Here is a 22,909-nt window from a genome sequence, read left to right on the forward strand (position 1 = left end):
GCTCGCCGCCCCCAAGACGGGCCTCATCACGACGCTTCTCAAGCTCTTCAAGGATGTGCTTCATGATGTCTGTAAAATTGTGTTGAGTGTGGCTACGGTGAATCTCAGGCGTGAGCTTCCGTAGAGCGCGGCTGAGGGGTGTAATTCAATCCAGATCGTGCCAAGTTTTCGCGGTCGCTCGGATCGGATTTGTAAAATTGCAAAATTCACGGAAGCTGTTTGTCGGGCCAAAGGTACGCGCCCTGAGGGAAGCCAAGGGCTGGAAGCTGGAGGCTTGCGCCCTGCGCCTGGGCGTCTCGGTCAGCTACCTCTCGCAGATGGAGTCCAACCAGCGGCCGGTGACCTCGCGGGTGCTGATGGCCCTGGTCGAGACGTTCGAGATCCCGGCGGCGTTGCTCGACGCCGACGACGACCAGAGACTGATCGCCGACCTGCGGGAGGCCCTGGCCGACATCGGGCGCGGAGAGGCGCCGGTCGCGACCTCCGAATTGAGGCAGGCGGTCCAGCAGGCGCCGACCTTTGCACGGCGGCACCTGGAGCTGCACCGCGCCTATCGCCAACTGGACGAGCGGTTGCGGCTGACCGAGGAGGCGGTGGCGCTGGATGAATCGGCGGTGGCCAGTTCGCTGCTGCCCTACGAAGAAGTCCGCGACTTCTTCCACTTCAAGAACAACTACCTCCACGATCTCGACGTCGCCGCCGAGGCCCTGGCCGAGGCCGCGATGGGGGAGGGCGGGCGCTTCGACGAAGCCGGCCTCGCGGCCCATCTGACGCAAGCCCTGGGCGTCACCGTCCAGCGGGGCGCGAGCGGCGACCTGATGCGCCGCTACGATCCGGTCACACGGACGCTGTGGTTGAACGCCGCACAGGCCGACGAGACCCGCACCTTCCAGATGGCGTTCCATCTGGTCTCCACGCAGCTGACCGAGCTGATCGAGCGCGAACTGCAGCGCGCCGGGCTCAAGAGCCGCGAAGCGGTGGACATCTGCCGTATCGGCCTGGGCAACTATGCGGCCGGCGCCTTCCTGATGCCCTATCGGCGTTTCGCCGCCGCCGCGCGGGGCGTGCGCCACGATATCGAGCAGTTGAGCCAGGCGTTCCATGTCAGCCTGGAACAGGTCAGCCACCGCCTCAGCACCCTGCAGCGTCCCGGCGAGCGCGGGGTGCCGATCTATTTCGTGCGGATGGACTACGCCGGCAACATCACCAAGCGCCACAGCGCCACCCGCTTCCGGTTCGCGCGGTTCGGCGGGACCTGTCCGCTGTGGAACGTCCACGAGGCGATCGCTTCGCCCGACCGTTTCCTGGTGCAGATCGCCGAGATGCCGGACGGCTCGCGCTATCTCTGCGTCGCGCGTAGCATCGTGAAGCGCTCGGGGGCCTACATGTCGCCGGACCGCCGCTATGTGCTGGGGTTCGGGTGCGAGCTGCAATATGCGAGCGAGCTGGTCTATGGCGCGGGCCTCGACCTGAAAGGGCCGCCGGCGCGGATCGGGGTCAGTTGCCGGATCTGTGAGCGCAACGACTGTTCTCAGCGCGCCTTCCCGCCGGTCGACCGGCGCTTGACCGTGCCGCTCAATGAGCGCGCCATCGTGCCGTTTTCGCTCGACCCGTCGCGCTGACGGGCTTCGTAATCAACTGATTGTAGAGCTTCAGGGAACGACAACTCTGTAGCATAGTGAGGTGGCTGCATGCGGGGCTGCCTTGGATATTCGGCTTTTCCTTAGCGAGCTGAAGAAACGAAACGTGGTCCGCGTGGCCGGCGTCTACACGGTCACGGCCTGGGGCGGCTTTCAAGTCGCCAAGACGATCCTTGAAACCCTCGACCTGCCCAAGTGGATATCTGCGCTCATCTTGATGCTGCTGGTCCTGGGGCTGCCGATCGTGCTGCTGCTGTCCTGGGCGTTCGAGCTCGCCCCCGACGGTTCGATCCGGCGCACCCGCGCCAGCGAGGGCGACGAGCCCAAGCGCCGGCTGAACTGGATGGATTGGGCGGCGCTGGCCGCGATCGTCGTGGTGGCCATCGTCTTCACGGCCACGACTTTGGGACTGGTCGGATCGTTGGGGCGCGACGGACCCGCGGGCCTGCAGATGGCGGCCTCGAACAAGTCGGTGGCGGTGCTGCCCTTCGCCAATTTCAGCAACGCCCAGGACGCGGAGTATTTCGCCGACGGCCTGACCGAAGAGGTGATCAACAGCCTGGCCCAGGTGCCGGACCTGAAGGTCGCAGGCCGGACCTCGGCCTTCTATTTCAAGGGCCGGAACGAGGACGTGCGCGAGATCGGCCGCAAGCTGAACGTCGCCCATGTGGTGGAGGGCAGCGTCCGGCGCTCGGGCAACCGGCTGCGGGTGACCTGCCAGCTGGTCAGCGTCAAGAACGGCTATCACCTGTGGTCGGAGACCTACGACCGCACGATGGACGACGCCTTCGCCATCCAGACCGAGATCGCCGACGGGGTCGCCGAGGCCCTGAAGGTGGAGCTGCACGCCGGGGGCGAGACGCGGCCGGCGCCCCGCGATCCTGAGGTCTATCGGCTGGAGGTCGTGGCCAAGGGGCAGCTGCGCCGCATGGGCAAGGCGCAGGTCCAATCGGCCCAGGCGATCTACAAGCGCCTGATCGAGATGGAGCCGGACAACGCCGAAGTGCACGCCGACTACGCCTACGCCACCGCCTACCTCGTGCAAAACCATCTGGAGGGCGACTTCCTGCCCTCGGTGCGCGACGCCCAGGCGCAGATCGCCAAGGCGCTGGAGTTGGATCCGAAATCCTCGTCGGCCTATGTCGCCAAGGGGATGCTCAATGCGATCCTGTTTATTCGGGAAGGGCGCCAGAGCGCCGAGATCGAGGCCGAGGCCGCCTATCGCCGCGCCGTCGAACTGGCCCCGCGCGATCCCGAGGCGCTCAGCCTGCTGGGCGACTTCATCTCCGGGCGCAAGCCGCAGGAGGCGGTGATCTATCTGCGCCGGGCGCTGGAGATCGACCCGCTGGACCGGATCGCCAACAACGCCCTGGCCGGGTCGCTGGTCGCCACCGACCACCTCGCCGAGGCTGAGCAGCGCTATCGCTCGAACGTCGAGCTGTTCCCCGACTTCGTGGATTCAAAGGAGCAGCTGGCCGATCTCCTGCTGCAGGAGGGAAAGCTGGATCAGTCGGCGATCTGGTACGAGAAGGCGGCCGCCCCCCATACCGATCCCGCGGCTTCGCTGGCGCTGGCCAACGTCTATTACAATCTCGGCCTGCTCCGTCAGGCCGAGGCGGTCCTGGACGCCTGGAAGACCCATCCGGTGGTCGGCGAGTTGACCACCGCGATCGAGATGGTTGTGGCGCGCGACTATCAGGGCCTGCTGTCGCTCTCGCAGGCGAAGATGACGGCGCCCGATCCCGATCCGGTCTGGCGCAGCGGAGTGATCATCGCGGCTGCGTCGAACGGCCAGTTCGACATCGCCCGCGAGCAGTTGCTGGTCGAGGCGCCGGACATGTTCAAGCCGACGCCGGTCGTCTCGCCCCGGCTTGCGAACGAGGCGGCGGGCGCGGCCTACATCATCGGAGAAACCGGCGACCGGGGGCAGGCGCGGCGGATACTCACCTCGTTGCTCGACGTCACACAACCGCGGCCTGGGCTACGCCAGAGCCACCCCCGGCAGATCGCGCGTCTCAAGGCCTATGTGATGCTGGGCGACAAGGATCGCGGCCTGGCCGAGCTTCGCGCTGCGATCGATGGCGGCTATCGCCAGCTCTACGACACCGACGGCTTCATGCGGCTCGACGACTATCCGATGCTGACGCCGCTGCGCGACGACCCACGGTTCAAGGGCATGATCGCCGAGGTCGAGGCCGACAACGCCCGCATGCGTCAGGCGCTGCTGTCGCAATCGGCGTCACCGGCGCGCTGAAGGCGCCGTCAGGCGCGCCAAATCTATGACCCGGCATGGTCGGTGGCGAAAAGAACTGGCGGCCCTGCGGCCAAAGGCTATTGAGGCATATTGCATACAGTCTCGACTCCGGGGGGAGCGTCCTCATTTTCAAGGTTTCAGGTTTTGGACCCGCGGCCGGAGTTTGGCCGGCGATCGCCGGTTGCGCCGTGCTTCTCTCGGCGACGTCGCCGGCCTTCGCCGCCGATGGCGTGCCGACGCCGCCCACCGCAGGCGTAAATTGGGATAAGGGCACGCCGGAATTCGTCAGCGCCGACGGCCAATTCAGCTTCCGGCTCAAGGGCCGGATGATGCTGGACGCCGCGACCACCAGCGGGTCGAGCTACCCGCTACGGAACCGCTCCGGCGATGAACTCAGGACCCTGCGGCTGGGCTTCGACGGGATGGTCGGCGATCACCTCTACTACACCTTCGAAACCGACTTCGCCGGCGACAAGCCTGCGGTGAAGGGCGCCTACATCGCCTGGCGCACGCCCCACAGCGAGCTCACGGTCGGCAACCGGCTGAGCGAGCGGGGCGTCGAAGGCTCCAGCAGTTCCGACGGCACTCCGTTCATGGAGCGTAACGCCGTCGCCTCGGCCACCGCCCCGCTGAAGGGCTTCTACGGCCTGGGCGTGATCGGCAAGGTCTATGGCCGCGACTGGCACATCGCCGCTCAGGTCGCTGGTGATGATCCCGGCAATCGCGGCGTCGCCAGGGACACCGTCACCTACATGGTCCGTGGCCACTGGAACCCGATCAAGACCCGACAGGCTGCGGTCCATCTCGGCGCCTGGGGGTTCTACGAGAACTATCCTTCGGACCTAGCCAGCCTGTCGCGCACCACCACCTGGGCGGGGCACGTCAATGATCGGCTCCAGGTTCCGCTGGGGGCTCTGCGCGATCCGGTGGATGGGATCGGCTATGGCCTGGAGCTGGGCGGCGTCGCCGGTCCGCGCTGGAGCTTCCTCGAGGTCGGGCGCCGCGAGATCGAGACCCGGACCGAGCATGTCGAGGTCGAGGCGCTGTCGGTCTCGGCCGGCTGGATGATCACCGGCGAGACGCCCTCCTATTCCCCGCGTGGCGGCACGCTCACCAAGGTTGCGCCCAAGTCTCCGCTGTCCAAGGGCGGGCTCGGCGCGCTGGAGATCGCGGTGCGCTACCAGCTGCTCGACAACACCGACGCGGCGACCGGCGGCAAGGGGCAGGAGGCCAGCGTCGGCCTCAACTGGCGCCTGGAGGAATGGATGCGGCTGATGGTCAATCTCAGCCACTGGGAGGTCGACCACAAGGTCGGCCGGTACGCCGGAAACGACACCGGCGAGAGCCTGGCCGGCCGCGTGCTGGTGTCGTTCTAGAGGCGGGGCTTCGCGCCCTACGCGTCATCCTCCGGTGAGCCGAAGGATGACGAGCGAGGCGGCCCTAGAGCTTGGTGGGGATCACCACCTGCAGGTTCTCGTAGCCCTTCACGAAGGAGGAGGGGACGCGCTTGGGCTCGGCCACCACCTGAATGGTCGGGAAGCGCTTGAGCACCTCTTCCCAGAGGATCTTGAGCTGCAGTTCGGCCAGCCGGTTGCCGACGCAGCGGTGGATGCCGAAGCCGAAGGACAGGTGCTGGCGGGGCCGTTCACGGTCGATGAGGTAGGCGTTGGGGTTCTCGATCACCTCGTCGTCGCGGTTGCCCGAGACGTACCACATGATGACCTTGTCGCCCTTCTTGAGCTGCTTGCCGCCAAGCTCGGTGTCCTGGTTCACGGTCCGGCGCATGTGGGCCAGCGGGGTCTGCCAACGAATGGTCTCGGAGACCATCGACGGGATCAGCTCGGGATTGTCGCGCAGCTTTTGATACTGGTCGGGGTTCTGGTTCAGGGCGACGACCGAGCCGGTCATGGTGTTGCGGGTGGTGTCGTTGCCGCCGACGATCAGCAGGATCAGGTTTCCCAGATACTCCATGCGATCCATGTTCCGGGTGGCCTCGCCATGGGCCAGCATCGAGATCAGGTCGCCCTTGGGTTCGGCGTTGACCCGCTCGTTCCAGAGCCGCGTGAAGTAGTCCACGCACTCGAACAGCTCGGCCTGGCGTTCCTGTTCGACGATCTCGGGATCTTCCGAGCTGAACAGGCCCGAGTTCGGGCCGGCGGTGGCCACGTCAGACCAGCGGGTCAGCTTGCGGCGTTCTTCCCAGGGGAAGTCGAACAGGGTGGCCAGCATCTGGGTGGTCAGTTCGATCGAGACCTTGTCGACCCAGTCGAACTCTACGCCGATCGGCAGGCTGTCGAGCGTTTGGCAAATCCGCTCGCGGATCAGCGGCTCCAGCACGTGCAGGTTGGCCGGCGAGACGATCGGACTGACGGTCTTGCGCTGAACGTCGTGTTTGGGCGGGTCCATCGCGATGAACATCGGCATCACGAAGTCTTCCTTGGGATCGAAGATCGTGATCGCCGGCTCGGACGAGTAGATGTCGTGGCTGGTGTCCACGGTCATGATGTCGTTGTACTTGGTCACCGACCAGTAGGGGCCGTCCTCGTGGAGGCCTTCCGGGTGGTAGTGGACCGGGTCTTCGGCGCGCAGGCGCTCGAAGTAGGGCCACATGGCGTCGGTCCGGAACAGCTCCGGATCGGCCACGTTTATCTCGTCCAGCGGCATGGCGTAGGCCTTTGCACGCGCCTCGGCCTTGAGATCGATCGCACCGTCGCTCATGACAATTTCCTCCGGGATCCGGGTCTTTGGGTGACCGCTGTTCACCTGACAATGGCGCCGTATGGGCTTCAGGGGAAGTTGCGGGTGTGCAACAGAAAATCTTAACTGACAAAGCGACCGGTCGTGCTTTATTCAGCTAGCGAACGTCTGTTTGAATTCCGGAGCGCCCATGTCGGCCGACATCCTCTTCAAGCCCTTTGATTTTAAGGGCCTGCACCTCAAGAACCGCATTGTCATGGCGCCCATGACCCGTTCGTTCTCGCCCGGCGGCGTGGCGAACGACGAGGTCGCCCAGTACTACAAGCGCCGCGCGGCGGCCGAGGTCGGCCTGATCGTGTCGGAAGGCACCGGCGTCGATCGGCCCGCCTCGCTCAACGACAAGGACGTCCCGCGCTTCCACGGCGAGAAGGAACTCGCCGCCTGGAAGACGGTGATCGACGAGGTTCACGCCGCCGGCGGGGTGATGGCGCCCCAGCTTTGGCACGTGGGCAATGTCCGCACGCGCGACCCGGAATGGACCCCGCCCGGCCCCTATGACAGCCCGTCGGGCCTGTCGCGCCCCGACAAGGCGTTCGGCGCGCCGATGACCGACGAAGAAGTCGCTGACGCCATCCGCGCCTTCGCCGAAGCGGCCAGCAACGCCAAGAAGCTGGGCTTCGACGCCATCGAGCTGCACGGCGCCCACGGCTACCTGATCGACCAGTTCTTCTGGGAGGGCACCAATCTGCGTGAAGACGCCTATGGGGCCAAGGATCTGCCGGGCCGGGCGCGCTTCGCCGCCGACATCCTGAAGGCGGTGCGCCAGGAGGTCGGCCCCGACTATCCGGTGATCATCCGCATCAGCCAGTGGAAGCAGCAGGACTACGAGGTGAAGCTGGCCAACGATCCGAAGGCGCTGGAGGCCTGGCTCGGGACCCTGGTCGACGCCGGCGCCGACATCCTGCACTGCTCGCAGCGCCGGTTCTGGGAGCCGGAGTTCGAGGGCTCGGATCTCAACTTCGCCGGTTGGGCCAAGAAGCTGACCGGCGTGCCGACCATCACCGTGGGGTCGGTCGGCCTGTCGGGCGAGTTCATCGCCGCCTTCGCCGGCGAGGGCTCCAAGCCCGCCTCGCTGGAGGAACTGGAGCGTCGTCTGGACCGGGGCGATTTCGACCTGGTCGGGGTCGGCCGCGCCCTGTTGCAGGACCCTGAGTGGGTGCTGAAGATCCGCGACGGCCGGACCGAGGAGCTGAAGAGCTTCGAACGCGCCGCCTTGGGGACGCTGTACTAGGGTTCTAGTCCCCCTCCGTCGCGCTGCGCGCGCCACCTCCCCCAGCGGGGAGGACCAGATGCTCCCCCGCTGGGGGAGCTGGCGGCGAAGCCGACTGAGGGGGAACTTATCTAAGCGTTGAAGTTCAGCTTCAGCCCCGCGCGCGGCCAGGTGGTCTTGTAGAGCTTGCCGGTCGAGGACGCGGTGATCCAGGCGGTCATCATGTCCGATCCGCCGAAGCAGATGTTGGTCACGATCAGGTCGGGCACCGGATAGTGCTCGGTCGTGCCCGAGGGATCGAAGGCGGTGATGCCGCCGTTCAGGATCGTCGCCACGCAGACCTTGCCGGAGGCCTCGACCGCCAGACTGTCGAGGAACTGCACGCCGGGCAGGTTGGCGACCGAGCGGCCCGCGGCGAAGCCGGTCGCCGGCGCCAGGACGCCGGGCTCGACGACGTCGAACGCCCACAGCCGGCCAAGCTGGGTGTCGGCCAGATAGACAGTCTTCTCATCGGGCGAGAGGCCCACGCCGTTCGGCGAGATCAGGTGGTCGCGCTGGCGGCTGACGTGGCTGCCGTCGATCTTGGCGTAATAGAGCGCGCCGAACTTGCGGCCCTCGTTCGTGCCGCAGCCGTGGTCGGAGAACCAGAACCCGCCCTGCTTGTCGAACACCAGGTCGTTGGGGCCGACGAAGGGGCGGCCGTCGCAGGTCTCATAGAGGGTTTTCAGCTCGCCGGTGGCGAGGTCGAAGCGCTGGATGTAGCCGCCCGTGTGGGTGTCCGGCGTTGGGCCGGGAATGGTCAGGCCGTCCTGCTGGGGCCAGGTGAACGAGCCGCCGTTGTTGGTGATGTAGATCGCGCCGTCCGGGCCGATGGCCGCGCCGTTCGGGCCGCCGCCGGTCTCGACCACGGTCTCCTTGCGGCCGTCGGGATAGACGCGGGTCAGCCGCTGACCCTTGATCTCGGTGAGGATCACCGAGCCGTCGGCCATGGCGATCGGGCCTTCCGGAAACTCGAAGCCCTCGGCGACTAGCTGCATGTCCATGGTCGTTTCCTCGCGCGGTCACCGCACGGATCGGCGGCGTTCGAGGGCGACTATGACCGATCGGCGCGGCGGCGACAGCCGGAATTTAAACGGCCGTTCGCCTTCCGCGAGGGAAGGCCGCGGGCCTCAGCGGCGCTCCAGCACCCGGAAGGTGAAGGCGTATTCGTCGTCCTCGCCGGCGGGGTGTTCCTCGCGGCGAACCTCGGTCCAACGGCTTTCGTCGATGGGAGAGAGGACCACGTCGCCCTCGATCTCGGCGTCGACCTCGGTCAGGTAGAGCCGCTTGGCGCGGGGCAGGGCGAGTTCGAACAGCGAGGCGCCGCCGATCACGCAATATTCGTCGCGGCCGTCTTCCTCGGCCTGCTCGCGGGCGATGGAGACCGCCTCGGCGAACTCGTCGCAGACCACGGCCTGCTTGGGCTCGAACGAGCCGTCCTTGGACAGCACGATATTGGTGCGGCCGATCAGCGGCTTCTTGGGCAGGCTGTCCCAGGTCTTGCGACCCATGATCACCGGCTTGCCCATGGTCACGGCGCGGAAGATCGCCATGTCGGACTTCAGCCGCCAGGGCAGGCTGCCGTCCTTTCCGATGACGCCGTTGCGGGAGCGGGCGATGGGGCCGGCGGTGAGGATGGGTGAGCTCATGGCGTCGTCTTAGCAGCTTCTATCGGTGGTCGGCCAAGTCGATCACGACACGCAGGCCCGGGGCCGCATCTTCAAGCTCCAACGACCCGCCGTGCAGCTTGGCGCAGGCCGCGGCGATGGCCAGGCCCAGGCCCCCGCCGGGGGCTGAGCGGGCCGTATCGAGGCGCACGAAACGTTCGCGCACCCGGCCCCGGTGTTCTGCCGGAATGCCCGGGCCGGAATCGGCGACGACGATCCTCACCCGCCCCGGAGCTCGTTCGAGAATCAGCCGGATCACCGCTCCAGGGCCGGCATAGAGGGCGGCGTTGTGCAGCAGGTTGCCCAGCGCCTGGCGCAGGATCAGCTCATGGGCGTTGACCACCACCGGCTCGGACGGGGTCGAGGTCATCAGGGTCTGCTCGGCGTCCTCGATCATCGGGGCGAACAATTCGCCGATCTCGCCGACCAGGGCGCTCAGATCGACCGGCGCCATCATCTCGCGCGACAGTCCGGCCTCGGCGCGGGCGATGTCCATCAGCGCCGAGAGGGTGGCCAGCGAGCGGTCGGCCTCGGCGTGGGCCAGTTCGATGTAATCGAGCCGGGTGCGCTCGTCGGCGCCGGGCTCCATGGCGCGGGCCAGGTCGGCGCGCATCCGGGTCAGCGGCGAGCGCAGGTCGTGGGCCAGGCTATCGGTGACGGTGCGCATGCCGGTCATCAACTCCTCGATCCGGTCGAGCATGCCGTTCATGGCCTCGCCCAGACGGTCGAAGACGTCGCCCTTGGGGTGGATCTCGGTCCGTGCCGAGAGGTCGCCCTCGGCGATGCGGCCGGCGGTGGCGGCCAGGGTCTCCATCCGGCTGAGCAGCAGGCGATTGAGCCAAAGCGCGGCCAGCAGCACCAGCCCGACGCCGGCCACCAGCGCCACCCCGCCGCTGGCCACCAGGGCGCGCTGGAAGGCGATGCGCTCGCCGATGTCCTCATAGACGACCAGGGTGCCGCCGACCGACAGCGGCTGGACCAGAACCCGCCAGGGCGAATTGCGACCCTCATTGAGGATTTTGAGCTTGGCGGCGCCGGAGGAAGGCAATCGGTCGGCGTCCAACAGTCGCGCGCCGCCCAGGAGCCGGCCGTCTTCGGCGTAGAGCGCGTAGCGGAAGGCGCCGCCGGGATCGGTGCGTTCGCGCAGGTCCAGCGCCCGGGCGAGCGGGGCGACCCCTTCCTCGTGGGCGAAGGCGACGAAATAGTCCCGCGCGGCGGTGGCCACGGCCTGCTGGCGCTCAGCGATGATCTTCTCGCCGATCCGGTCGATCATCAGCAGGCCCACGGCCAGGGCCGAGATCGCCACCACGAGCATGACCAGGATCAGCGCGCCGGGCCGCAGTCTGGAGCGCACGGGCGTCATGGCTCCAGGGACAGCCGGTATCCGGTTCCGCGCAGGGTGTGCAGCAGGGGGTGGGGGAAGCCGTCGTCGATCTTCTTGCGCAGGCGGCTGATATGGGTGTCGACGACGCTGGTGTGCGGGTCGAAGCGGTAATCCCAGACCTGCTCCAGCAGCATGGTGCGGGTGACCACCCGGTCCTTGTGGCGCAACAGGTATTCCAGCAGCTTGAACTCGCGCGGCAATAGGTCGAGCGGCCGCCCGGCGCGGCTGACCCGGCGCGCCAGCAGGTCGATGACGAGGTCGCCGCAGACAAGTTGGGTCTCGACCTCAGGCCCGGTCCGGCGGCGCAGCAGGTTTTCCAGCCGGGCGGACAGCTCCGAATAGCCGAAGGGCTTGGTGAGGTAGTCGTCGCCGCCGGCCCGCAGCCCCGTCACACGCTCGTCGAGATGGCTCAATGCGCTGAGGAACAGGATCGGTGTGGGGATGGAGGCCGCGCGCAGGGCCTTCACGACGCTCAAGCCATCCATTCCGGGGATCATCCGGTCCATGATGATGGCGTCGAAGTCGAGGCTGGAGGCGGCGTAGAAGCCGTCACGTCCATCGGACATGTGCTCGGCGGTGTAGCCCTCTTCGCGCAGTCCCTTGAGAATGTAGTCCGCCGTCTCGGCGTCGTCCTCGACTAGCAGGATGCGGCGGCTCATGGGGCCTTCCTAAACTCTGGGTCTGTCGAAGATGGGCCTCTTTCGGCTGTGATCCAAATGGCGATCGGACGGCCGTGGGAGGCCAGCCGTCCGATCCTTGCCGGCGTCGCGACTAGCCCTTGGCGACGCAGGCCTTCACGAAGGCGGCTTCCGTGCCGGTGTGGGTCTTCTGGCTCTTCCAGGATTGTTCGCAGGCGGCGTGCTTGGCGCCGGTGTCCATTTTCGCGGTCGCGGCCGGCTTCATGGCCGCGGGCTTGGCGGCGGGCGCAGGCGTGGCGGCGAAGGCGGCGGAACCCACAGCCAGGCTCAGAATGAGGGCGGCGGGGGCGATCAGATTACGCATCAGGCTCTCCATGTGTTCAACCGGTCCATGCCGGTGAACAGGAGAAGACCATCGCCGTCCTGCGGCTGCCGGTCGTTCAACTCGCAAATCTGTAAGGTTGGGGCGGGCGAGCAGTTCAGACCGCGATCGGGGCGGCGATCTTCTCGTGGGCCTTGTAGCCGCGGAGTTTGAAATCCTCGTACTCGAAGGCGAAGAGGTCGCCCCTGTCGGCGATCTCCATGGTCGGGAAGGGCAGGGGCTCGCGGCCGATCTGCTCTTTCGCCTGGTCCAGGTGGTTCAGATAGAGGTGAGCATCGCCGAGCGTATGGACGAATTCGCCAGGCTCAAGCCCCGTCACCTTGGCGACCATCATGGTCAGCAGGGCGTAGGAGGCGATGTTGAACGGCACGCCGAGGAACACGTCGGCTGAGCGCTGGTAGAGCTGGCAGGACAGCTTTCCGTCCGCCACGAAGAACTGGAACAGGCAGTGGCAGGGCGGCAGGGCCATGTCGTCGACGTCGGCCGGGTTCCAGGCCGAGACGATGTGGCGCCGTGAATTGGGCGTGGTCTTCAGGCTCTCGACTACACCCGCGATCTGGTCGATCACCCGGCCGTCCGGCGCGGTCCATGAGCGCCACTGCTTGCCGTAGACCGGGCCAAGTTCGCCGTCCGCATCAGCCCATTCGTCCCAGATGCTGACGCCGCGCTCCTGCAACCACTTCACATTGGTGTCGCCACGCAGGAACCACAGCAGTTCCAGGATGATCGACTTGCGGTGCAGTTTTTTGGTGGTGAGGAGCGGGAAGCCCTTGGCCAGGTCGAAGCGCATCTGGCGGCCGAACACGCCCAGCGTGCCGGTGCCGGTGCGGTCGCCGCGTTGCACGCCGTTGGCCAGGATGTCGGACAGCAGATTCAGATACTGGCGCTCGGGATGATCGGCCGGAGCGGTGGTCGTGCCTGCAATGTCGACGTGAGCGTTCATCGGGCGGCCGTTCTGCTGGTGCGCCTGATTCGTAACCCATCAGCCGCCGATTCGCTGCGGCCAATGGGGCGTCCGTTCGCCTCATCCACAGAAGTGATTCTCAGCCGGCGAAACCGCCTTCGTTCAGGAACGCCTGCTCGTTCGGCGTGGTGATGCGCCCCAGGCAGGGGTTGCGATGCGGGAAGCGCCCGAAGCGAACGATGATGTCGCGATGCAGTTCGGCCCAGCGCAGGGATTCGCCGTCGCCGGTCTCGTCCTTCAGGGTGGTGTAGAGGGTGATCGCGTAGTCCTGGTCGGGCAGGTCCTCCGAATGTTCGAAGGGCAGATAGAAGAACTGCCGCAGGTCGGCGTCCACGGCCCGGTCGTGACCGGCGGCGATGGCGCTGCGGGCGATCTGCCGGGCCTTGGGATCGGTGGCGAAGGCGTGGCCGGAGTTGCGGAAGAGATTGCGCGGAAATTGATCGAGCAGGATCAGCAGGGCGAGCGAGCCCTCGGCGCTCGCCGCCCAGCGGTCGTATTCGCCTCGCGCCGCAGCCAGGTGGACGGGTTCGAATTTCAGGGCGATCGACTGGTCGAATTTCGCGTTTTTGGTGAACCACTTCTCCGGTCCCGCGCCGCGCCAGAAGCCGATCACGTCCTGTGGTGTCGCCGCCATTTCGAACCCTCCGAGTCGAGGCGACTATGTCGGACGACGCCGCTTCGGGTTCAAGTCGCGTTTCTCGTAGCGGTTTTTACGGTGATATCGCCGCAGATCGCCGGCCTTCCCTTGACGTTCGCGCAAGATTCCCCTTCATAGCCCCGCCTTTGCTGCGGCGCCGTTGCGCGGAACCGTGGCTACCTTCGACTTCAGGAGAATGATCATGCGCGTCTACTATGACCGCGACGCCGACCTCGCCCGCATCCTGGACAAGAAGATCGCGATCGTAGGCTATGGCAGCCAAGGTCGCGCGCACGCGCTCAACCTTAAGGACTCCGGCGTCAAGGACGTCGTGGTAGCCCTTCGTCCGGGTTCGGCCACCGCCAAGAAGGTGGAAGCCGACGGCCTGAAAGTCATGACCGTCGCCGAGGCCTCGGCCTGGGCCGACGCCGTCATGGTGCTGGCGCCCGACGAATTGCAGCGCGGCATCTACAAGGATGAAATCGCGCCGAACATTAAGGACGGGGCGGCTCTGCTGTTCGCTCACGGCCTGAACGTTCACTTCAACCTGATCGAGCCCAAGGACAGCATCGACGTCCTGATGATCGCGCCGAAGGGCCCGGGTCACACCGTGCGCGGCGAGTATCAAAAGGGCGGCGGCGTGCCGTGCCTGATCGCCATCCACGCCAACCCGACCGGCAATGCGCTGGACTTCGGTCTGGCCTACGCCTCCGCCATCGGCGGCGGTCGTTCGGGCGTGATCGAAACCACCTTCCGTGAAGAGTGCGAAACCGACCTGTTCGGCGAGCAAGCCGTGCTCTGCGGCGGCCTGGTGGAACTGATCCGCGCCGGCTTCGAAACCCTGGTCGAAGCGGGCTACGCGCCCGAGATGGCCTATTTCGAGTGCCTGCACGAGGTGAAGCTGATCGTGGACCTGATCTACGAAGGCGGCATCGCCAACATGAACTACTCGATCTCCAACACCGCCGAGTACGGCGAGTACGTCACCGGCCCCCGCATCGTGACCGCCGACACCAAGGCGGAAATGAAGCGCGTGCTGGAAGACATTCAGTCGGGCCGTTTCGTGCGCGACTTCATGCTGGAGAACGAGGCTGGTCAGCCGAGCCTGAAGGCGACCCGTCGCCGCGCCAGCGAGCACGGCATCGAGGACGTCGGCGGCCGCCTGCGCGCCATGATGCCCTGGATCACCAAGAACAAGCTGGTCGACACCGCGCGCAACTAAGCGCGGCTGCGATAGCTATCTGAGACGGCGAGGCCCGGGCGAAAGCCCGGGCCTTTTCGTTTGCGGTCAATGAGTGGACGTCCCGCGCCTGGCTTGATGGTCTTGCGGCGATTTGCGAAGGCCGGTGGGGTGATCCGATGGCGGGCGAGCAGCCTGGAAGCGACGCCCGCCGAACTAGGCTCCGAGCCGGGTCACATAGCGCTGCGCCAGCACCCGGGTCGCGTCGATGCGCGCCTGGCCTGGCCTCATCAGTTCCATGTGCACATGGTCGGTCATGCCGCCGGGATAGCGGGCCTGCAGGCCGTGGGCGCGGCCGATGGGCTGGCCGAGCCGCAGAGCGGCGCCGACCTCTACCGACGGGTCGACATAGAAGACCCGCGCGACATAGCCGATGGCCGGGTTGGTGATCTCGACGAACTTCAGGTTCGCGTCGTCGGCGTAGGCGAAGCCGATCTTGGTGACGAAGCCCGACACCGGCGCGACCACGTCCTGGCCGGCCTGCGCCATATAGTCGACGCCCTCGTGCGGGCGAGAGCCGCCGTCGCGGGAGGCGCCAAACGCGCCGTAGCCGTAGGCGTCGTGCGTGCGGGGAGCCTTGCCGGTCGGATTGGCGAAGTCCGGCGCGCCGTCGCCGTCGACGTCGACGCCCTCCCAGGTCAGGACCTTGACCGGCTCGGCGGGCGGCTGGAGCGTCAGTTCGAGGGGCAGGGGGGCGTGAGCGCTGGTGAACTTGACGTCGAGCTTGGCCGCCGCCGCCGCGCCGGCGTGCAACAGCACCGCCACGCCGAGCGCCGCGCCCAGGGTCGCAGAGGTTTGGACAAGCCATGTCCGGAGGGCGCGGGCGTCAGGCAGCGTCAGGGCTCGCATCATGCAGCGTTCAATCCATTTCCCGATTTCGGGCCGAGCGGGCTTGCGCCGCCCTGGCCGTGCCGATTGGCGTTGATCCCCGAGGCGACAGATATGGAGGCAAGGGCGGCAAATGCGGATGTGACCGGTTGCCGCTGGTCGAGGTCACAGGTGTGTGAGGTCGGAAGACGCGCGCTTAAGGTGTGATAAAAGGATCGTCGCGCTGGTGACCAGCAAATCCGTACGAATGGCTGTTGTGTCATTCCAATAGTACGAAATTGTGATCGTAGACATGTCGAAATAGTCGACGTTATTCTGCGCGCATAGAGGGAAATTCTATAGTTTTGTTCCAGATGTTGAAAACTGTACGTCGCGACCGGGAAACCTTCCTCTGGGTCGGCTGATCGTCGTCTCCAACCGCGTGCAGCCGCCGGGCGACGCGTCCAGCGGGGCCGTGGGCGGTTTGGCGATGGCGCTCGCCGCGGCCCTGCGCGAGCACAGCGGGGTCTGGTTCGGCTGGAGCGGACAGACCATCGAGGAACACACCGGCCAGCTCTCGGTGCAACGGATCGGTGGGGTGACGGTCGCGACGATCGACCTCGAGCCCCAGGATCTCGATGAGTACTACAACGGCTACGCCAACAAGACCCTGTGGCCGCTGTTCCACTACCGCGTTGATCTGAGCGTCTATGAGCGCTCGTTCAGCGAGGGCTATGGCCGGGTCAACGCCCGGTTCGCCGACGCCCTGGCGCCGCTGATCCAGCCGGACGACATGGTCTGGGTCCACGACTACCACCTGATGCCGCTGGCCCAGGAGCTGCGGCGGCGCGGCGTGAAGAACCGGATCGGGTTTTTCCTGCACATCCCCTGGCCGGCGCGCCGCCTGTTGGCCACGCTTCCGAACCACCGCGACCTGGTTGAGGCGCTGTTCGACTACGACCTGCTGGGCTTCCAGACCGAGGACTCGGCCAGCGCCTTCGAGGACTATGTCACCGGCGAGCTGGATGGGAGCGTGACACCCGATCGCCGCGCGCACGCTTTTGGTCGGACGGCCCAGGTCGGCGCCTTCCCGATCGGCCTGGACGTCGAAACCTTCGAGGCCGCGGCCCATGACGAGGTCGCCGTGGCTGAGTATGAGCGGATGCACGCCAGCCTGAACGGCCGGGCGATGATCCTGGGCGTCGACCGGCTCGACTATTCCAAGGGGCTGGAAGAACGTTTCCTGGCCTATGAACAGGCGCTGCTGGACCACGAGGAGCTGCGCGAAAAGGTCTTCCTACTGCAGATCGCCACCCCGAGCCGCGAGGAGGTGGACGCCTATCAGGACATCCGCGCCCGGCTGGACGCGGTCACCGGCCGCATCAACGGCGCCTTCGCCACCGTGGACTGGGTGCCGATCCGCTATGTGAACAGGGCCTATCGCCGCGACGAATTGGCCGGCGTCTACCGCGCGGCGAAAATCGGGCTGGTGACGCCTTTGCGCGACGGGATGAACCTGGTCGCCAAGGAGTATGTCGCCGCCCAGGATCCGGAGGATCCCGGCGTCCTGGTGCTGTCGCAGTTCGCCGGGGCCAGCGAGCAGATGACCCAGGCGCTGATCGTCAATCCGTTCAACCGCGAGGAAGTCGCCGAGGCGATCGTCCGGGGGCTGGCCATGCCGAAATCCGAACGCATCGCTCGCTGGGCCGAACTGATGGCCGACCTGCGGCGCACCGACGTCACCGCCTGGCGCGACGCCTTTGTCAAGGCGCTGGCCAGCGACACCGCCGGAACCGAACGCCTGGCGGGTTAGGGCGCCCTAGACCGGCCAGATCCCCTGGTGGAGGACGACCCGGTAGCCGTCCGGGTCCTCGAAGGTGACGCCCTCGCGGTCCCAATAGGGATTGAAGGAGGCCACCGGCTGGTGGCCGCGCCGCCCCATGACCCCGATCATCCGGCTCCAGGTCCTGGCGTCGGGCACATAGATGGCCAGCAGGTTGTCCTGGGTCGGCGCCCGTCCGGCCACGTGGCCGCACGCGGTGGTGAATTCCAGATGATAGGGCGCGCCCGGGAAGCCGAGGATGACGCCGTCGAAACCGTCGTGGTCGGCGAACCGGGTCAGTTCTGGAAAGCCGAGACCGTCGCGATAAAAGGCCACGACCTCCTCGAGCCGATCAGTGGGTCTGGCCACCCGCAGGATGCAGCCGGCGAGCGAGGGGGGCTGGAGGGTCATGATCGACATCGGCGTGCTCCCTAATTTGGAAAGTGAAAACTTTCTAAAATGCCATCCGCTTTTTGTAAATGCGGAGCTTTGCAAATTTTAATGGCCTCGCGGGTTATCGACGGAGCGCTCATGGCGAGGCAGGGTGCGCCCATGTCCGAGACCTTGATTGCGCCGCACCCCCTCGACCACGCCGTCCGTCTGGAGCCCGTAGAGCCCGGCCTCTATCGCGGGGCGACAACGCCGGAATACTGGAACATGGCCGGGCCGTTCGGCGGGGCGACGGCCGCCGTCATGCTGAAGGCCGTCCTCGATCATCCCGAGCGCCGTGGCCGGCCGGTGGCCCAGACGGTCAATTTCTGCGCCGCGGTCGCCGAGGGGTCGTTCGACGTCGCCGTGCGCCTGGTACGCGACGGCCGCTCGACCCAGCACTGGCAGGTGGAGCTGTCGCAGGGCGGCAAAATCGCCACCACCTCCAGCGCTGTCACCGGCGCCGAGCGCGAGACCTGGACCCATACGCCCGGTGCGCCGCCGCAGGTCCCGCCGGCCGAGCAGACGCCGGTGCTGGACACCACCGGGCGCAACGGTTGGCGCTCGCGCTACGAGTTCCGCTATGTGCGCGGCGAGCCGACCCCTGGCGGCGGCAGCGCCGAGGCGCCGGCCTCGGCGGTTTCGCAGACCTGGATCCGCGACGAACCACGCCGGCCCCTCGACTATGTCTCCCTGGCGGCGATCAGCGATTCGATCGTGGTGAAGATCCTGCAGGTGCGGGGCGACGTGCCGCCGGTCGCCACGGTGTCGCTCTCGACCTATTTCCTGGCCGACGAAGCCGCCTTGGCGCGGCAGGGATCACGCCCGGTGCTGGGCGTCAGCGATGCGCGGGTGTTCCGTCACGGCTTCAACGACCAGAGCGCCGAGCTGTGGTCCGACGACGGGCAACTGCTGGCGGTCTCGAACCAGGTGGTCTGGTTCAAGGGCTAGAGCCAGGGCAGGGCTGCTTCCCCGCGGAAGATCGCCTCGGCCTCGGGGGTGTGCTTGGCGCCTTGGCGTGGGTGCAGCACCAGGGCGGGCAGCAGTTGCAGCGGCGCCTTGCCGGTCTTCAGCGCCCTGACCAGCACACGTTTCGCGGGTGCGTCAGCGTGCGGGTGGACCGGGCGGATCTGGAACGACCCGGCCTTGGGCGCCAGCAGGGCCAGGATGTCGGCCAGCCGGTCGGCGCGATGAATGATGGTGATGGAGCCGCCTTCGCGAACCGCCTTCAGCAGGAAATTCGTCCAGACCGACAGGCCCCCGTCAGCCATCCAGGCCCCGTGCTTGGCGGGGGCCGGCGCGCGCAGGGCGCCCGGATCGTCGAAGAATGGCGGGTTGCTCATCGCCGCGTCGAAGGGGGGCAGATCCAGGGCGCGGAACGGTCGGCTCACATCGCCGTCCAGGATCTCGACCCGATCGGACAGTCCATTCAACTGAGCATTGTGGCGGCCGAGCGCGGCGGCGGTGAGGTCGCGCTCGACGCCCGTGAAGCTCGCCCCGGGCCTGCGAGCCGCCGCGGCCAGCAGGGCTCCGCCCGCGCCGCAGCCGGCCTCCAGCACCCGCGCGCCGGTCCCGGCGTCGCAGGCGGCGGCCAGCAGCGCGGCGTCCATGCCGGCGCGATAGCCGTCCTGGCCCTGGCGCAGGACGATCTTGCCGCCCAACAGGCGGTCCTCAGTGACGGGGTCGGTAAGCAAGGGGTGTGACGTGGGTTCCATTTGCGCCTAGAGACAGCCTAGCCCGCCTTGACCCTGGTCTATCCCGTGACCATTGTCGCCCGCAAACCACGGCCCTGTTCGCGGCCGTGCAACGCCTTGGAGTTTCGATAGCTTGGACGTCGTCAGCGCTGCGATCGCCCGCGAAAAACCCGTGTCGATCGACGGGCTGTTGGAGCTCGCACGGCCGGACATGGCCAAGGTCGACGCTCTGATCCGCGATCGGATGCAGAGCCCCGTATCGGTGATCCCGGCCCTGGCCGAACATCTGATCGGCGGATCGGCCAAACGCCTGCGCCCGCTGCTCACCATCGCCGCGGCCCGTGTCGCCGGCGCCCAGGACGACGCCTGCCTGAAGCTGGCGGCGGCGGTCGAGTTCATCCACACCGCCACCCTGTTGCACGACGACGTGGTCGACTCCTCCCAGCTGCGCCGCGGCAAGGTCGCCGCCCATCTGATCTGGGGCGCGCCGGCCAGCGTGCTGGTGGGCGATTTCCTGTTCGCCCGCGCCTTCGAACTGATGGTCGAGGCCGGCTCCATGCAGGCGCTGGAGATCCTGGCCCGCGCCAGCCGCGTGATCGCCGAGGGCGAGGTGCTGCAGCTGACCCGCGCCCACGACCTCAATCTCAGCCAGGATCTCTATCTGGAGATCATCAAGGCCAAGACCGCCGAGCTGTTCGCCGCGGCGGCCGAAGCCGGCGCGGTCTCGGCCGGGGCGAGTCCGGAACGCTGCAAGGCCCTGCGCAAGTACGGCCAGGACATAGGCCTGGCCTTCCAGCTGGTCGATGACGCCCTCGACTACAGCGGCACCAGCGCGACCCTGGGCAAGAACCCCGGCGACGACTTCCGCGAGGGCAAGGCGACCCTGCCGCTGCTGCTGGCCATCTCGCGCACCGGCGCGGCCGAAAAGGCGTTCTGGGACCGCACCGTAGGACGGCGCGAGCAGGACGAGAGCGACTTCGAGCGCACCCGCGAACTGATCGTCTCCACGGGCGCCGACGCCGAGACCCTGGACCTGGCCGCCGACTACGCGGCGACCGCCAAGGCGCAGCTCGCCGAATTCGGGACCAGCAACAGCTGGCGCCCGGCGCTGGAAGACCTGGCCGACTTCGCGGTCGGCCGTCAGGCTTAGAGCGCACCTCAACACCGCTCATCCCGGCGAAAGCCGGGACCCAGATCTCATCGGCCAGCGGTCAATCGGATCAGTTCTGAGCCAGTAGAGCCCACATCTGAGCTTTTCCAGCTGGGTCCCGGCTTTCGCCGGGACAAGCGGGGTGAGCGTAGCTAAGCCGCCGTCCACCCTCCGTCGACCGACAGGTTCGCGCCGGTCATCTGCTTGGCGGCGTCCGAGCAGAGGAACACCACCACGGCGGCGACTTCCTCGACCGTGACGAACTGCTTGGTCGGCTGAGCGGCCAGCAGCACGTCGTTGATCACCTGCTCGCGGGTCAGGTTGCGCGCCTTCATGGTGTCGGGGATCTGGCTCTCGACCAGCGGCGTCCAGACGTAGCCTGGGCTGATGCAGTTGACCGTGATCCCGTTGGTGGCCAGCTCCAGGGCGATGCTCTTGGTGAGGCCCGCGATGCCGTGCTTGGCCGCCACATAGGCCGACTTGAACGGCGAGCCGACCAGGGAGTGCGCCGAGGCCGTGGAGATGATCCGGCCCCAGCCGCGCGCCTTCATGCCGGGAACCGCGGCGTGGATGGCGTGGAAGGCCGACGACAGGTTGATGGCGATGATTTGGTCCCACTTCTCGGTCGGGAAACTCTCGACCGGCGAGACGAACTGGATGCCGGCGTTGTTCACCAACACGTCGACCGCGCCGAAGGTGGTCTCGGCCAGGGCGATCATCTCCGCGATCTGGTCGGGCTTGGTCATGTCGGCGCCGGAGTAGATGGCCTTCACGCCAAACTCGGCCTCGATGCCGGCGCGCTCCTTCTCGATGTCCTCGGGCTTGCCGAAGCCGTTGATGAGGACGTTGGCGCCCTCCTTGGCCAGGGCGCGGGCGATGGCCAGGCCGATGCCGCTGGTCGATCCGGTGACGACGGCGGACTTGGATTTAAGGCTCATGGGAAGCTCCTTCGGGATGTCGGGCGGGGGCGGGCGTAAGGCTCAGGGCTCGCCCTGTTCCAGCGCCTCGCGGCCGGGGTCGAAGACGGCCGTGGCGGCCGCCTGCTGATGGTCGGCGTACTGGCCAAGCTTGCGCCGGCACCTGGAGGCGTCGGCGAGCCCCGAGGACCAGTGGTCGAGCATGGTGTGGCGGGAGAACTCGAAGTCCTTGAAGCCGCCCTCGTAGGATTTGGCGCGGTAGATCAGCTGGACCACGCTCACCGCGCTCTCCCTGGAGAGCTCCTTGAGCAGGCCCACGCTCGGCTCGCTGGCCATCGGTTCGGGCAGGGCGGCGAGCAGGTCGCGCAGCGCCGCCTTCAAGCGGTGAATGCGTAGATTGGCGTCGGTGTTCAGCCGGGTGCGGCTGGAATAGCGGATATCCTTTTCGCGTTCGGCCGCCTCGCCCAGCGTGGTGGGCACCGGGCCGCGGGCGTTGAAGAGATCAACCTGGAAGATCATCAGGTCCTCGGCCGCCCCGGCGTCGAGCACGTATTCCAGCGGGGTGTTGGAGACCAGGCCGCCGTCCCAGTACCACTCGCCGTCGATCTCGACGGGCGGCAGGCCCGGCGGGAGCGCGCCGGAGGCCATGATGTGCTCAGGCCCGATCTTCTGATGCAGGTTGTCGAAATAGGCGAAGTTGCCGGTCTTGATGTGGACGGCGCCGACGCTCAGCCGGACCTCCTTGGCGTTGATCCGGTCGAAGTCGATCAGCCGCTCCAGCGTCCCGCGCAGGGGTGTGGTGTCGTAGTAGCTCAGCGCGCCCGGATCGCTCGTCGCAGGCAGCCATTGTGCGAGCATCGGGGGCGAGAGCAGCCGGGGCGAGAAGAAACCGGGTACGCCGCCGGCCACGGCCCAGCCGGCGCTGGCGTCGCTGATCGCCGCGCGGGTCTGCTCCATCATCGGCAGCGGCGAGGGCGTCCAGCCGGAGGTGACGAGCTCCCAGAACTCGCGCAGGCGCTCCACGCGGCGCTCGGGCGGGTTTCCGGCGATGATCGCGGCGTTCACCGCGCCGATGGAAATCCCCGCGACCCAGCTCGGGTCCAGTTCACCTTCGCGCAGGGCCTCATAGACCCCGGCTTGATAGGCGCCGAGCGCGCCGCCGCCCTGGAGGACCAGCACGCGGCGCGGTGGCGGAGCTTCCGGTTGGGCTTCAGGCGGCATGTGGCCCTATGGGCTGGCGAGGTGATCGGGGCTCATCTGCGCGCTCATATTGCGGCG

The 22,909-nt window shown here is 67.1% G+C and carries 21 protein-coding genes; 8 read left to right on the forward strand and 13 right to left on the reverse strand.

All coding sequences use genetic code 11. The annotated features are described in order from the left end of the window. Window positions 1-197: 197 nt before the first annotated feature. The 3 genes from ASE02_RS05605 (at window position 198) to ASE02_RS05615 (ending at window position 5,270) form a co-directional block, all read left to right on the forward strand. Window positions 198-1,622: a short-chain fatty acyl-CoA regulator family protein gene (locus ASE02_RS05605; protein WP_056732017.1), complete on the forward strand. Its 1,425-nt coding sequence runs from the start codon at window positions 198-200 to the stop codon at window positions 1,620-1,622. A gap of 124 nt (window positions 1,623-1,746) precedes the next feature. Further along, window positions 1,747-3,894 carry a tetratricopeptide repeat protein gene (locus ASE02_RS05610; RefSeq protein WP_056732019.1) on the forward strand — a complete coding sequence of 716 codons (2,148 nt, stop codon included), beginning with the start codon at window positions 1,747-1,749 and terminating at the stop codon, window positions 3,892-3,894. 188 nt (window positions 3,895-4,082) lie between these two features. Beyond that, the gene (locus tag ASE02_RS05615; protein WP_056732023.1) at window positions 4,083-5,270 is read left to right on the forward strand and encodes an OprO/OprP family phosphate-selective porin; all 1,188 of its coding nucleotides are present in this window, start codon (window positions 4,083-4,085) and stop codon (window positions 5,268-5,270) included. A gap of 64 nt (window positions 5,271-5,334) precedes the next feature. Here ASE02_RS05615 and ASE02_RS05620 read toward each other — a convergent pair whose 3' ends face one another. Beyond that, window positions 5,335-6,612 (reverse strand): cytochrome P450, encoded by a 1,278-nt coding sequence (locus tag ASE02_RS05620; RefSeq protein WP_056732025.1) that lies wholly within the window; start codon window positions 6,610-6,612, stop codon window positions 5,335-5,337. A gap of 169 nt (window positions 6,613-6,781) precedes the next feature. On the opposite strand from ASE02_RS05620, the gene ASE02_RS05625 reads away from it, so the two are divergent. After that, a complete protein-coding gene (locus ASE02_RS05625) occupies window positions 6,782-7,882 on the forward strand; it encodes an NADH:flavin oxidoreductase (RefSeq protein ID WP_056732027.1) in 1,101 nt (366 codons plus the stop codon). A gap of 110 nt (window positions 7,883-7,992) precedes the next feature. Here ASE02_RS05625 and ASE02_RS05630 read toward each other — a convergent pair whose 3' ends face one another. The 7 genes from ASE02_RS05630 to ASE02_RS05660 all read right to left on the reverse strand — a co-directional run bounded on the left by ASE02_RS05630 (window position 7,993) and on the right by ASE02_RS05660 (window position 13,569). Then, window positions 7,993-8,904, reverse strand: coding sequence for an SMP-30/gluconolactonase/LRE family protein (locus tag ASE02_RS05630; RefSeq protein ID WP_056732029.1), 912 nt, complete (start codon window positions 8,902-8,904; stop codon window positions 7,993-7,995). A gap of 126 nt (window positions 8,905-9,030) precedes the next feature. Continuing rightward, entirely contained in the window at window positions 9,031-9,549 is a 519-nt protein-coding gene (locus tag ASE02_RS05635; RefSeq protein WP_056732030.1) for a dihydrofolate reductase, read from the reverse strand. 19 nt (window positions 9,550-9,568) lie between these two features. Further along, a complete protein-coding gene (locus tag ASE02_RS05640) occupies window positions 9,569-10,930 on the reverse strand; it encodes a HAMP domain-containing sensor histidine kinase (RefSeq protein WP_056732031.1) in 1,362 nt (453 codons plus the stop codon). Continuing rightward, window positions 10,927-11,610 (reverse strand): response regulator transcription factor, encoded by a 684-nt coding sequence (locus tag ASE02_RS05645; protein WP_056732033.1) that lies wholly within the window; start codon window positions 11,608-11,610, stop codon window positions 10,927-10,929. The genes ASE02_RS05640 and ASE02_RS05645 overlap by 4 nt, the downstream gene beginning before the upstream one ends. Window positions 11,611-11,722: 112 nt before the next feature. Beyond that, window positions 11,723-11,953, reverse strand: a complete 231-nt coding sequence (locus tag ASE02_RS05650; RefSeq protein ID WP_156405920.1) for a hypothetical protein — start codon at window positions 11,951-11,953, stop codon at window positions 11,723-11,725. Window positions 11,954-12,068: 115 nt separating this feature from the next. Continuing rightward, window positions 12,069-12,914, reverse strand: a complete 846-nt coding sequence (locus ASE02_RS05655) for a thymidylate synthase (RefSeq protein ID WP_056732037.1) — start codon at window positions 12,912-12,914, stop codon at window positions 12,069-12,071. A gap of 100 nt (window positions 12,915-13,014) precedes the next feature. Further along, window positions 13,015-13,569 carry a DUF924 family protein gene (locus ASE02_RS05660; RefSeq protein WP_056732039.1) on the reverse strand — a complete coding sequence of 185 codons (555 nt, stop codon included), beginning with the start codon at window positions 13,567-13,569 and terminating at the stop codon, window positions 13,015-13,017. A gap of 205 nt (window positions 13,570-13,774) precedes the next feature. Here ASE02_RS05660 and ilvC point away from each other — a divergent pair, with 205 nt between their 5' ends. Beyond that, entirely contained in the window at window positions 13,775-14,794 is a 1,020-nt protein-coding gene (gene ilvC, locus ASE02_RS05665; protein WP_056732041.1) for a ketol-acid reductoisomerase, read from the forward strand. Between the two features lie 174 nt (window positions 14,795-14,968). Here the strand turns inward: ilvC and ASE02_RS05670 are convergent, their stop codons facing one another. After that, window positions 14,969-15,664: a M23 family metallopeptidase gene (locus ASE02_RS05670; RefSeq protein ID WP_235536620.1), complete on the reverse strand. Its 696-nt coding sequence runs from the start codon at window positions 15,662-15,664 to the stop codon at window positions 14,969-14,971. 367 nt (window positions 15,665-16,031) lie between these two features. On the opposite strand from ASE02_RS05670, the gene otsA reads away from it, so the two are divergent. Beyond that, window positions 16,032-17,432 (forward strand): alpha,alpha-trehalose-phosphate synthase (UDP-forming), encoded by a 1,401-nt coding sequence (otsA, locus tag ASE02_RS05675; RefSeq protein ID WP_056732043.1) that lies wholly within the window; start codon window positions 16,032-16,034, stop codon window positions 17,430-17,432. Between the two features lie 6 nt (window positions 17,433-17,438). On the opposite strand, the gene ASE02_RS05680 is transcribed toward otsA, so the two are convergent. Continuing rightward, the gene (locus tag ASE02_RS05680) at window positions 17,439-17,861 is read right to left on the reverse strand and encodes a VOC family protein (protein WP_200957615.1); all 423 of its coding nucleotides are present in this window, start codon (window positions 17,859-17,861) and stop codon (window positions 17,439-17,441) included. A 132-nt stretch (window positions 17,862-17,993) separates the two neighbouring features. Between ASE02_RS05680 and ASE02_RS05685 the strand changes: the two genes are divergently transcribed. Next, window positions 17,994-18,821 (forward strand): acyl-CoA thioesterase II, encoded by an 828-nt coding sequence (locus ASE02_RS05685; protein WP_056732045.1) that lies wholly within the window; start codon window positions 17,994-17,996, stop codon window positions 18,819-18,821. Here ASE02_RS05685 and ASE02_RS05690 read toward each other — a convergent pair. After that, complete coding sequence (locus tag ASE02_RS05690) at window positions 18,818-19,564, reverse strand: tRNA1(Val) (adenine(37)-N6)-methyltransferase (protein WP_235536621.1); 747 nt, start codon at window positions 19,562-19,564, stop codon at window positions 18,818-18,820. The two genes, ASE02_RS05685 and ASE02_RS05690, sit on opposite strands and share 4 nt — an antisense overlap. A gap of 178 nt (window positions 19,565-19,742) precedes the next feature. Between ASE02_RS05690 and ASE02_RS05695 the strand changes: the two genes are divergently transcribed. Next, window positions 19,743-20,714: a polyprenyl synthetase family protein gene (locus ASE02_RS05695; protein ID WP_056732735.1), complete on the forward strand. Its 972-nt coding sequence runs from the start codon at window positions 19,743-19,745 to the stop codon at window positions 20,712-20,714. Window positions 20,715-20,866: 152 nt separating this feature from the next. On the opposite strand, the gene ASE02_RS05700 is transcribed toward ASE02_RS05695, so the two are convergent. Both ASE02_RS05700 and ASE02_RS05705 read right to left on the reverse strand, forming a co-directional pair. Next, window positions 20,867-21,652 carry a 3-hydroxybutyrate dehydrogenase gene (locus tag ASE02_RS05700; protein ID WP_056732048.1) on the reverse strand — a complete coding sequence of 262 codons (786 nt, stop codon included), beginning with the start codon at window positions 21,650-21,652 and terminating at the stop codon, window positions 20,867-20,869. Window positions 21,653-21,694: 42 nt separating this feature from the next. Then, window positions 21,695-22,852: a patatin-like phospholipase family protein gene (locus ASE02_RS05705; protein ID WP_056732049.1), complete on the reverse strand. Its 1,158-nt coding sequence runs from the start codon at window positions 22,850-22,852 to the stop codon at window positions 21,695-21,697. Window positions 22,853-22,909 lie beyond the last annotated feature (57 nt).

Source organism: Phenylobacterium sp. Root700 (assembly GCF_001429025.1).
Lineage (GTDB): Bacteria > Pseudomonadota > Alphaproteobacteria > Caulobacterales > Caulobacteraceae > Phenylobacterium.